Below are 11798 nucleotides of genomic sequence, written 5' to 3' on the forward strand. Positions count from 1 at the left end.
CACTGCTTGCTTTAGCGGTTTTACTTTGCACGGTTTTTGGGGCTGATCCTGCGCTACCAACTATAAATTTAAGTCTAAATTCTCCAACAAATGCCGAGCAGCTTGTAAATTCTCTAAATGTTTTACTAATCCTCACTGCACTTGCACTTGCTCCTTCGCTCATTTTTATGATGACAAGTTTTTTAAGGCTTGTTATCGTATTTTCATTTTTACGCCAAGCGATGGGTACGCAACAAGTCCCACCTTCAACAGTGCTCATCTCGCTTGCGATGGTTCTTACATTTTTTATCATGGAGCCAGTTGGGCAAAAGAGCTATAACGATGGCATAAAGCCTTATATAGCTGAGCAAATAGGCTATGAAGAGATGCTTGATAAAAGCTTAAAGCCTTTTAAAGAATTTATGGTAAAAAATACAAGAGAAAAAGACCTTGCACTTTTCTTTAGGATTAGAAATTTACAAAATCCAGCAAATATTGAAGAGATACCGCTAAGTATTGCAATGTCGGCTTTCATGATAAGTGAGCTAAAGACATCTTTTGAGATAGCATTTTTGCTCTATTTGCCATTTCTTGTCATCGACATGGTCGTAAGCTCAGTGCTAATGGCCATGGGTATGATGATGCTTCCTCCTGTAATGATCTCACTGCCATTTAAACTGCTCATATTCGTGCTTGTTGATGGCTGGAATTTACTAATAGGAAATCTTGTAAAAAGCTTTCACTAATGAAAAAATTTTTATTCATTTTTTTGCCGGTATTTTTGCTTGGTTCAAATTTAAGCGTTATCGCAAACAAGGCAACGCAAAATGAAATTTCAAAGATCAAAGAGCTTGAGCTAAAAAGAGCAAATTTGAGCGATGAGGCTACTGTTAGCGCCTATTTACCAAGCCTTAGCCTTGAGGGCTCATACGGCAAAAATGCAAGCACTTTTCCAAGTGTAGTTGCTAAAGAGTCAACCGGTGTGCTAGCTAGAATTGATTTTTTACTATATGATGGCGGGGCTAGAGAGGCTAGGCTAAAGATGAGCCAGCTTTTAAAAAACAAAGCCGTGATCGCTAGTGATGAAGCTAAAAACTACCTTGCATTTAAGGCTATAAATTTATACTTTAACGCAGCTGCGCTTGAAAATATAATCGCAGCCAAACAGGCTCAGGCAAATTTTTTAAAAGGCGTTTTAGATAAGCTTGAAAAGGCAAACATTGCAGGCCTTGCCCCAAAAGATGAGCTTGAAAATTTGCGGGCAAAATATCACCTAGCAAATAGCACGCAGCTTGAATACAAAAACAAAATGGAGCAAATCTTAAATGAGATAAATTTGCTAACTGGTGAGAAAATTTTACCAGTAGCCGGAGCAAAGATGGCTGATATTAGCTCAAATTTAGCTTCAAAAAATGCCGAGCTTGATAGACTAAGCCAAGATATATTTTTAGGCGAGGCCAAGCTTAGCGAGGCAAAGGCTGGTTTTTTGCCTCAAATAATTCTTTATGACACATATGGATTTTATAAAAATAATTACGACATTGACCTTGGTAGGCTTAGTTCTTACCGCTCATACGTGGATAAATACTTAAAAGAAGATACTCACGGCAATAAATTTGGTATCGCTTTTAAATGGAAAATTTTTGATTTTTTCGCTACTAGTAAGATGAGTCAGGCTCAAAAGATCGCTCTTGATGAGGCAAGGCTAAATTTAGAGTATAAAAGGCGTGAAAACGAGACAAAGCTTAAAAATTTGCAAAGTGAAATCGTGGTGCTTACTTCAAAAATTGCTTCACTAAACGAATATGTAAGAGCAAGCGATTTGGCATTAAAAGCTAGCTATGAGAAGTATAACTCTGGGCTTTTGGGATATAGCGACCTACTTGAGGCGCTTTCTCAGAAATTTGATGCCATTAGCCTTTTTGAAGGGGCGAAAGATGAGCTAGAGATAAAAAAAGCGGAGTATTTTTTTGAAAGTGGGGAGAGCATTTTAGAGAGGATTAGGGATTGAAAAAGCTGATAATTTTAATGATATTTTGCATTTTTTCATTTGCAGCAGAAGAAATTTTTGCTGATTTTGAAGTCTATGCTAAGCAAAGCTCAAAGCTTGCATTTGAGAGCAGCGGCAAGGTGGATAAAATTTTTGTAGATGTCTCAAGTCACGTTAAAAAAGGCGACGTTTTAGCTAGCCTTGATCAAACGAGCCTTGAGATCGCTCTAAAAAAGGCAAAAAACGACCTAGCGCTTGCCAAAAATGCCAAAGAATTTGCTAAAAGCACCTTTAATAAATTTAGCCAAGTAAAGGATGTCACTTCAAAGCAAGAATTTGATGAGGTAAAGTATAAATTTGACGAGGCAGCTCTAAGAGTTCAAGCAGCTGAGATTGCCATTTTAAATGCAGATGATCATCTTAAAAAGGCCATTTTAAAAGCTCCGTTTGATGGCGTCATAGCTAGTAAAAATGTCGAGCTTGGCGAGAGTGCTTCGCCGCTTCAGCCAGCCTTTGTTCTAAACTCCGAGGAGGCTAAAATTTTAATAGCGATCGATGAAAAATATGCAAATTTAGTAAAAGTTGGCGATACGTTTAAATTTAAGCTTGACGCAACAAGCGAGGAAAAAGAGGTTAAAATCGCGCTAATTTACCCAGAGATAAAAAGAGAGACTAGGAAATTTTACGCCGAGGCTTATGACAGCGGGCTAAAGCCAGGTATGTTTGGTCAAGGAAAAGTGATAATCGGCGAAAATAAATGATAAAAACAGCCATCAACCGTCCCATAACTACGCTTATGATATTTTTAAGCCTCGTTGTCTTTGGCACCTACTCGCTAAAGACGATGAATGTAAATTTATACCCGCAAGTAAATATCCCAATCGTTAAGATCACGACCTACGCAAACGGCGATATGAACTACATCAAGACAAAGATCACGCAAAAGATCGAGGACGAGGTCTCAAGCATCGAGGGGATAAAAAAGCTTTACTCAACCAGCTTTGATAACCTAAGCGTGGTAAGCATCGAATTTGAGCTAAATAAAGATCTAGAGAGCGCTACAAACGACGTTCGCGACAAGATGCAAAAGGCACGTCTAAATGCAAACTACGAGATAGAAAAGCTAAATGGCCTCTCATCTTCTGTCTTTAGTCTCTTTATCAAAAGGCTTGATGGCAATGAAGCTAAGCTAATGCAAGAGATCGATGACGTGGCAAAGCCGTTTTTGGAGCGCATTAGCGGCGTTTCAAAGGTCAAGACAAATGGCTTTTTAGAGCCAGCGGTGAAAATTTTACTAGATAGATTTAAGCTTGATAAAAACGCTCTTAGCGCAAATGAAGTGGCAAATTTGATAAAGGTTGAAAATTTAAAAGCGCCGCTTGGCAAGATAGAAAATGAAAAAATCCAAATGGCTATCAAGTCAAATTTCAGCGCCAAAAGCATAGATGAGATAAGAAATTTAACGATCAAACAAGGGGTCTTTTTAAAAGATATCGCGAGCATTGAGCTCTCTTACAAAGACGCAAACGAAGCAGCGATAATGGATAAAAAAAGTGGCGTCTTGCTTGGTCTTGAGCTAGCCCCAGACGCAAACGCTCTAACAGTGATCGCTCTAGCTAAGTCAAAGCTAGATCAGTTTAGAAGCCTGCTTGGCAATGAGTATGAGGTAAAAATAGCCTACGATAAGAGCGAAGTGATACAAAAGCACATCGATCAAACCGCCTTTGATATGATCCTTGGCGTCTTGCTAACCATCGTAATCGTCTATCTATTTTTAAGAAATTTCTCGATCACCATCATCTCAGTCGTAGCGATCCCAACTAGCATCGTGGCGACATTTTTCATCATAAATGCCCTAGGCTACGACATAAACCGCCTAAGTCTCATAGCGCTGACCCTTGGCATCGGAATTTTCATCGACGATGCGATAGTTGTCACTGAAAATATCGCTAGCAAGCTAAAAGATGAGCCAAATGCCCTAAAAGCAAGCTTTGCAGGCATAAAAGAGATAGCATTTAGCGTCTTTGCGATCTCGCTCGTGCTGCTTTGCGTCTTCGTGCCAATAGCCTTTATGAGCGGTATCGTTGGCAAGTACTTTAACTCCTTTGCGATGAGTGTGGCAGCTGGTATCGTCATCTCGTTTTTTGTTAGTATCTTTCTCGTGCCAACGCTTAGTGCTAGGTTTGTAGATGCCAAAGAAAGCAGCTTTTTTCTAAAGAGTGAGCCATTTTTTGAGGCGCTTGAAAATGGCTATGAGAAGCTTTTAGCCTTGGCGCTTAAATTTAAGCTCATATTTTTAGCTATAACGATTGCGGTCGTTGTTTGCTCGTTTGGACTGGCTAAATTTGTAGGCGGTGACTTCATGCCAAGCGAGGATAACTCGGAGTTTAACATCTACTTTAAGCTTGATCCTTCACTTAGCCTGCAAGCTAGCAAAGAGAGACTAAAAGATAAAATTTCACTCATAAACGCCGATCCTCAGGTCGCTTACGCCTACTTCATCCTTGGCTACACAGATGCCAAGCAGCCTTATCTTGTAAAGGCTTACGTTAGGCTAAAGGAGCTAAAAGATAGAGCTAATCACGAGCGGCAAAACGCCATCATGCAAAGTTTTCGTGACAAGCTAAAGAGCGATGATATGAGCGTCATTGTAGCTGACTTGCCAGTGGTTGAAGGTGGCGATGTGCAGCCAGTAAAGCTTACTATCACATCTGAAAATGGCAAGGAACTAGAGAAATTTGTGCCAAAGATCAGCAAAATGCTAAAAGAGATAAACGACGCAACGGATGTAAATTCGCCCGAAGAAGATCTGCTAAAGCGCGTGCAAATTTCTATTGATGAAGATAAGGCTAAAAGGCTAAATTTAGATAAAGCCAGCATCGCAAGTGCTGTTTATAGCGCATTTAGCCAGAACGAGGTCTCTGTTTTTGAAAACGAAAATGGCAAAGAGTATGAGCTTTATATGCGTCTTGATGATAAATTTAGAAGCGATACAAATGATATTTTAAAGACCAAGATAAGAAGCAAGGAGGGCTTTTTTGTCACACTTGGCGATGTAGCGACGATTAGTTTTGAGCAAAAGCCAGCTAGTATTTCAAGGTTTAATAGAGCTGATGAGATAAAATTTTTAGCAAATACCAAAAACAACGCTCCGCTAAATAGCGTGGCAAATGAAATTTCAAAGAAGCTTGATGAAATTTTGCCTGCAAATTTCAAGTATAAATTTCTAGGATTTGTTGAGCTCATGGATGATACGAACGCTTCTTTTATCTTTACAGTAAGTGCGAGCGCTGTGCTTATTTACATGGTGCTTGCTGCACTTTATGAGAGCTTTTTGTTGCCATTTCTCATCATGCTTGCCATGCCGCTTGCATTTTGTGGTGTCGTGATAGGTCTTTTTATAAGTGGCAATCCTTTTAGCCTATTTGTCATGGTTGGCGTCATCTTGCTCTTTGGCATGGTCGGTAAAAACGCCATTTTGGTGGTTGATTTTGCAAACCACTTTGCAAATAGCGGCATGGAGGCGAACGAAGCTGTGAAAATGGCTGCTAAGAAGCGACTAAGAGCTGTTTTGATGACCACTTTTGCGATGATATTTGCCATGCTGCCACTTGCTCTTAGCAGGGGTGCTGGCTATGAGGCCAACTCACCTATGGCTACAAGTATCATCTTTGGGCTCATTAGCTCGACTTTGCTAAGCTTGCTTGTCGTGCCAGTGCTTTTTGCATGGGTCTATAATCTTGATAAATTTATAAGAAAATTTTATGAAAGGGAGAGAATTTGAAGAAAATTTTAGCTGTTTTGCTCTTTGCTTTGCCTCTTTGGGCTGGAAATTTACTAGAGATCATCGCTCTAGCGCAAAGTGCAAGGCTTGAAAGCTTGAAAGAATTTAATAAAAATGAATATATAAATAAAAATAAGAGTAAAAAGCTAAATTTATCCCTTGATGGCAGATATACTTTTATCCCTGATGAGATAAAGGGCGGATATATGACAAAGGCTGGATCAATCACGGCAAAGGTTGAGTATCTTATCTTTGATGGCGGTGCGAGCGAGGCTGCTGATAAAATTTTAGACCACAAGGGCGTGGAGAAAATTTACAAAGATGAAGAGCTGATGAATCTCACTGCTTTTCAGGTCGCAAAGGTCTATTTTAATGCCGTTGCACTAAATTCGCTTATAAATTTAGAGACAAAATTTGTGGATAGTTTTGCAAAAGCTGCGGCTGAAAATGAGTTTTGGTTTGAGTATGGCGAGATAAATAAAGCTGAGTTTGATGCGATAAATTTCACGTTAAATAAAAAAAGAGCTGAGCTTGACGAGCTTGGGCTTAAGCTAGCCGAGCTAAACTCAAGGATAAATTTGCTCTCAAACGGCGAGATCGGCTTTAATGCTGGCTCAAAGATAATGATGCCAGATTTTAGTAAAGATGATATAAGCGCAAAACTTGGGGCGATGGAGCAAGAAAAATTTATAAAAGAGCAAGAAAATGAGAAGCAAAAGAGCAAATTTGCTCCAAAAATTTACTTAAAAGATACGCAAAGTGTGAATAATAACAGCTTTAAAAAAGGTGAGAGGACGACTTCGCAGATGATAGGCGCTTACGCTGATGCGAACAAGCCTAGAGTGGAGTTTGAGTGGAAGCTGCCTGATAGCTTAAGTCTTAGTAAACAAAGTCAAGCTAAACGCATTGAAGAGCAAAAGGCGGCACTTGATCTAAGCGATGAAGAAAATAGGATAATCACTCGCCTAAAAGAGCTAGAAAGCACGATCAAAGGCTTAAATGCAAAGTTAAATTTGCAAGATTTGAAGCAAGATAAGCTTGATAGTGATTTTATTGATTTGTTAAATGGCTATCTTGATGGTGAGATAAAATATGAAGAATTTTTGTTTGTGAGTGAGAAAAATTTTAGCGATAGGGCAAATTTCATACTTGATAGCGATTTACTTGAGTTAAACAAGCTTGAGTATTTTTTTGAATGTGCAAGAAAAATAAACGAGGTGATAATTGAATAAACTGATCTTTGTAACCATTTTGTGGGCGTTTAGCTTTAGTTTGATAGGTGAGTTTTTAGCTGGCAAGGTTGATAGCTATTTGGCTGTTTTTATTCGGGTTGCGCTTGCGAGCTTAGTCTTTTTACCATTTACAAAATTTCGTGGCATTAGCCCAAAGCTAGCATTTGGCATCATGGCGATCGGAGCGGTGCAAATAGGACTTATGTATCTATTTTATTACAATTCATTTTTGTATCTAAGTGTGCCAGAAGTCGCACTTTTTACCATTTTTACGCCGTTTTACGTTACGCTCATCTATGACGCATTTAGCTTTAAATTTAGGCCACTTTATCTATTTAGCGTTGGCGTTGCGGTTTTTGGAGCTTTGGTTATAAAATACGGCGCTATAAACGATGGTGTATTAAAGGGCTTTTTGCTAGTGCAAGCGGCAAATATCTGCTTTGGAGCAGGGCAGAGTGCATATAAAGCACTTTTAGAAAAATTTGACGTCGATCAAAAAAATGTCTTTGGCTACTTTCACTTTGGTGCATTTTTAGTAGCTGTCGTTGCACTTCTTGCTCTTGGCAATCCAGCCAAATTTTCACTTACTTCAACACAAATTTTAGTGCTTCTCTGGCTTGGAGTGGTCGCTAGTGGGCTAGGGTATTTTATGTGGAACAAAGGTGCTTGCGAGGTCGATAGCGGCGTGCTTGCCATCATGAATAACGCTCTCATTCCAGCTGCTATCATTGTAAATTTAGTCTTTTGGCAAAAGGATACAAACTTAACTAGGCTAATTTTAGGCGCTGTTATAATGTATATATCTTTGATAATTCATAACAAGATAATGAAATTTTATGGTATGAAGATCGCTTAGGCGTAAATTTTATAGCTAGCAATAGCGAAGCATAAAAGCCCAAGTAGTGGCAAGATGTAGAATATGGATCTAAATTTTATAGCTAGAAGTGAAGCGATATTATAAAAGATAAAAATAATAGCTGGCACGAAAATTTTAGTCGAGCTTAGTCTAAAATTTAAAATATTATTTAGCAAGCCATCAAAAATGTCGCCATACGAAGCGATATGAAGTGCAGCACTTAATGGATAAAAAACGCTAAAGATGTAGTTGATAGCAAGGACGCTAAGCTGCTGTAAGCTAATGAGTGGAAAGAAATAAAGCACGCAAATTTCCATTGCAAAGCAAACATATAAATTTAAAAGAATAAGATGAATGAAGGGCGAAAATTTATCTTTTAGGTGTTTAAAATATAAAAATATGTAAAAGACGCCCATGAGTGAAAAGTAAAAACCTACGCTAAAAAGTAGCTGTGGAAAGAGCGATATGCTAACAAGTGCCACTATAAAAAGTGTTTTGAAGTTTAAAATTTTGACGCCTTTTAACATGCAATAAAATCCTAAAATGCTCATTAAAAATGCTCGCAAAAAGCTTGGTATAAAGCCTATTATAAAAAAGTAAAATGACAAGACTATAAAAACGACAATGGCTAGATCAAAGTTGTAGTTTCTAAAAGGTAAAAACCTCGCATATAAAAATTTTAAAAGTGGCCTAAATACAAAAAATATAACTGCGCTTATGAAACCTAAATGATAGCCACTTATGGCTATAAGATGCGCTATACCAAGGTGCGAGACATCATCTCTTAACTCTGCGTCAATACTTGTGCCTAAAAATAGAGCCGAGTAGAGCTGTGAAATTTTACTATTTTCATGCTGGGCGTAGATTAGTGATTGTAATTTTTGATTGATATTTAGCGTGGCTTTTTGTGGTAGTTTTTCGCGTGAAAAGCTAGGCATATAAAAGGAGGAAGCAAGATAGTCTTTAAAACTAACGTCTAAATTTATGACGCTTAGAAATATATTATCTCCAGCTTTAAAGTCATCTGTTTTAGCTCCAAGTGTATAAAATGAAAACTCATCAGTCTTAAGCTTTAAAATTTGCCTTTTCTTGCCGTCATCTCCAAGCTTTTCATAGCTAGAAATCACGGTTGCTGTTAGCTCTTGTTCGCCTTTGTCCATAAAAATTTGATATTTATGATAGCTAATAGCTAAATTTATAGAAAAAATGCAAAGGCAAAACAGGCAAAATATAGTAAAAATTTCTCTATTTTTTAAAGCTTTAAAACGCATCAGCCTTCAAATGAAACATCAGATACTGGCATTGCAGACATATCTTCAAATCTTGAGTGTTGCTTTTGAAAGAGCACATCAACTGAGCCAGTTTCGCCATTTCTATTTTTGCCAACTATGATCTCAGCCTTTTCTTGAAGCTTATTAAAGACATGATTGCTCTTGTACTCTTTGCCCTCGGCACTTGCGCGTTTTTCTTTCTCTTTTTCTTCTTGTTCTAGATAAAACTCATCTCTATAAACAAAAAGAATGATGTCAGCATCTTGCTCGATCGCTCCTGACTCTCTTAGATCGCTTAGCATAGGGCGTTTGTTTGCGCGAGATTCGAGGCTTCTGTTTAGCTGAGAAAGTGCGATGATTGGCATATCTAGCTCACGTGCCAAAAGCTTTAATCCACGAGAAATTTCAGCTATTTGGACGTGACGATCAGCGTAGTTATTTGTACTCATCATAAGACCGATGTAGTCAATCACGCAAAGTGAAATTTCAGGATGCATAGCCTTTAGTTTTCGCATTTGCGTTCTTACTTGATGGATATTTACATAGCCGCTATCATGTACAAAAAGCTTGCTAGCAGCAAACTCTTCGCAAGCATCGCTAAATCTAGCCAACGCTTCATCATCCATCTTTGCAGTCATTATGTCTTGAAGCGGGATAGAGGTCTTGCTTGCTAGCATTCTCATCATTATCTGCTCAGCTGGCATCTCGAGCGAGAAGAAAACAACTCCAGCATTATTTTTTAGAACCTGACTCATAAAATTTAAACAAAGTGTCGTTTTTCCCATGCCTGGACGAGCTGCGACGATGATGAGGTCACCATTTTTAAAGCCCTTTATCATCTCATTTAGCTTTTTAAATCCAGTGTCAAGTCCAACGATATCTTTTTCGCCAAGTAAAGCTTGAGCATTAATATGATCCATCATTTTCATGATGATCTCTTTGCCTTCTTTTATAACTCCAGTGCTTCCACCTTCTATCAAAGAGTAAAATTCCTGGCTAAGATCATCAACCATATCACGGCTTGGTTTGTCTTCATTTACTTTGCTTGGTATATTGTGAGCGATCTTTACAAGACTTCTTTTTATGGATTTTTCTCTTAGTTCGTTTGCGTATTTTTGAATGTCTATTAGGGAATTTGTGCCCAAAATATCTAGTATTAGCTCTTCGTCGTATTTTTCGCCAAGTCTATTTTTTAAAAATGGCATAGTTATAGGATCATCGCTATTTAGGCAAGCTACCATTGCATCGTATATTTGCGAATGCCCTTTTAGATAAAAATCCTTTGCCTTAACAATATCAAAAATTTCACCTAAAATATCGTTGTTTTGCAAAATGGAGCTTAGTATAGCTCGCTCCATATCAATGTCGTAAAGGTTGGTAAATTCTATCTCGTTAACTCTTTGCTTTGCCACAACTTTTCCTTTAGTCTCTACTTTTTATCTCATCATCGATCTCTTGTAAAAATCTATCTACAAGCTCGCTTTCAGGCAGTCTTGCGACCACTTCGCCGTGACGCATTATCATGCCATTTCCTTTGCCAAATGCTATGGCAACATCTGCGCCTTTTGCCTCGCCGATAGCATTTACCACGCAGCCCATCACTGAGACATTTAGCGGCTCTTTTATCCCTTTTGTCTTTTCTTCTACGAGCTTTACTGCAGCCATGAGATCAGCTTGCAAACGCCCGCAAGTTGGGCATGAGATGATATTTAGTCCCTCTTTTTGTCGGCCGCTATCTTTTAAGATCGCCTTTGCGACTTTGATCTCTTCTTCAAGCTCGCCTGTAATGCTAACTCTCATCGTGTCGCCGATGCCCTCCAGTAGCAGTCCGCCTAGCGCGATAGCGGACTTGATAGTCGCGTGAAAAGTGGTACCTGCCTCAGTAACGCCAAGGTGAAATGGATAATTTGTCTTTGGGCGAAGCGCTCTATAAGCTTGCATCGTGCGTTCAACGTCGCTTGATTTAAGTGAAATTTTGATATCTGTAAAGTCAAAATCCTCAAGAAGTTTGATGTTATACATAGCACTCTCCACCATCGCCTCCACAGTGCGGCCGTAGCGGTCCTCAAACTGCTTTTCAAGCGAACCAGAATTTACACCTATTCGGATAGGTAAATTTCGCTGTTTGCAGGCATCAACGACCGCTTTTATATTTTTGGCTGAGCCGATGTTGCCGGGATTTATGCGGATAGCATCGACAAATTCGCTAACGATGAGCGCATAGGTGTGATTAAAATGAATGTCTGCAACGACTGGTATTGGGGAGCTTGCAACGATCTGTTTTAGCGCGCTGGCGTCTTCTTTATCAAAAACTGCGCAACGCACGATATCACAGCCCGCAAAATAAAGCCGCTGTATCTGTTCTAACGTGCCTTTTACGTCTTTCGTCTTTGAAAAGGTCATCGACTGCACGGATATTGGTGCGTCACCGCCTATTAAAACATTGCGAATTTTTATCTGTTTTGTTGGGTATCGTTGCAAAATTTTGCCTTTAAATTTTTATTGGGGATTATAAAGAAAAATGGCTTTTAAAAGGCTTGAAAATTTATTTTTAATAGTTTATAAAAATTAGTATTTTTATTGGATGTAGTTTCTAAAATTTTACTTACTCTTTATAGCCAACTTATCAAATTTCATAATGCTTTCATAAGCCTTAGGTTTCTCTATTATCTATTTTAAAATTTAC

The 11798-nt window shown here is 38.6% G+C and carries 9 protein-coding genes; 6 read left to right on the forward strand and 3 right to left on the reverse strand.

Annotation, left to right across the window (positions count from 1 at the left end):
• Window positions 1–2: 2 nt before the first annotated feature.
• Genes fliP through F3G75_RS05725 form a run of 6 tightly spaced genes read left to right on the forward strand, consistent with a single transcriptional unit; the run spans window position 3 to window position 7841 of the window.
• Window positions 3–725, forward strand: coding sequence for a flagellar type III secretion system pore protein FliP (gene fliP, locus F3G75_RS05700; protein WP_374048483.1), 723 nt, complete (start codon window positions 3–5; stop codon window positions 723–725).
• Window positions 725–1990 carry a TolC family protein gene (locus F3G75_RS05705; protein WP_149716883.1) on the forward strand — a complete coding sequence of 422 codons (1266 nt, stop codon included), beginning with the start codon at window positions 725–727 and terminating at the stop codon, window positions 1988–1990. Before fliP ends, F3G75_RS05705 begins: the two co-directional genes overlap by 1 nt.
• Window positions 1987–2730, forward strand: coding sequence for an efflux RND transporter periplasmic adaptor subunit (locus F3G75_RS05710; protein ID WP_149716884.1), 744 nt, complete (start codon window positions 1987–1989; stop codon window positions 2728–2730). Before F3G75_RS05705 ends, F3G75_RS05710 begins: the two co-directional genes overlap by 4 nt.
• Window positions 2727–5753 carry an efflux RND transporter permease subunit gene (locus F3G75_RS05715; RefSeq protein WP_149716885.1) on the forward strand — a complete coding sequence of 1009 codons (3027 nt, stop codon included), beginning with the start codon at window positions 2727–2729 and terminating at the stop codon, window positions 5751–5753. The genes F3G75_RS05710 and F3G75_RS05715 overlap by 4 nt, the downstream gene beginning before the upstream one ends.
• The gene (locus tag F3G75_RS05720) at window positions 5750–6985 is read left to right on the forward strand and encodes a TolC family protein (protein ID WP_149716886.1); all 1236 of its coding nucleotides are present in this window, start codon (window positions 5750–5752) and stop codon (window positions 6983–6985) included. The genes F3G75_RS05715 and F3G75_RS05720 overlap by 4 nt, the downstream gene beginning before the upstream one ends.
• Window positions 6978–7841, forward strand: a complete 864-nt coding sequence (locus tag F3G75_RS05725) for an EamA family transporter (RefSeq protein WP_149716887.1) — start codon at window positions 6978–6980, stop codon at window positions 7839–7841. The genes F3G75_RS05720 and F3G75_RS05725 overlap by 8 nt, the downstream gene beginning before the upstream one ends.
• Here F3G75_RS05725 and F3G75_RS05730 read toward each other — a convergent pair.
• From F3G75_RS05730 to ispG, 3 genes are all read right to left on the reverse strand, one after another.
• Entirely contained in the window at window positions 7838–9001 is a 1164-nt protein-coding gene (locus F3G75_RS05730) for a ComEC/Rec2 family competence protein (protein ID WP_223154441.1), read from the reverse strand. The two genes, F3G75_RS05725 and F3G75_RS05730, sit on opposite strands and share 4 nt — an antisense overlap.
• A gap of 110 nt (window positions 9002–9111) precedes the next feature.
• Window positions 9112–10524 (reverse strand): replicative DNA helicase, encoded by a 1413-nt coding sequence (locus F3G75_RS05735; RefSeq protein WP_072594392.1) that lies wholly within the window; start codon window positions 10522–10524, stop codon window positions 9112–9114.
• Between the two features lie 10 nt (window positions 10525–10534).
• The gene (gene ispG / locus F3G75_RS05740) at window positions 10535–11593 is read right to left on the reverse strand and encodes a flavodoxin-dependent (E)-4-hydroxy-3-methylbut-2-enyl-diphosphate synthase (protein ID WP_103641210.1); all 1059 of its coding nucleotides are present in this window, start codon (window positions 11591–11593) and stop codon (window positions 10535–10537) included.
• Window positions 11594–11798 lie beyond the last annotated feature (205 nt).

The organism is Campylobacter concisus, from assembly GCF_902460705.1.
In the GTDB taxonomy this organism is placed as follows: domain Bacteria; phylum Campylobacterota; class Campylobacteria; order Campylobacterales; family Campylobacteraceae; genus Campylobacter_A; species Campylobacter_A concisus_Z.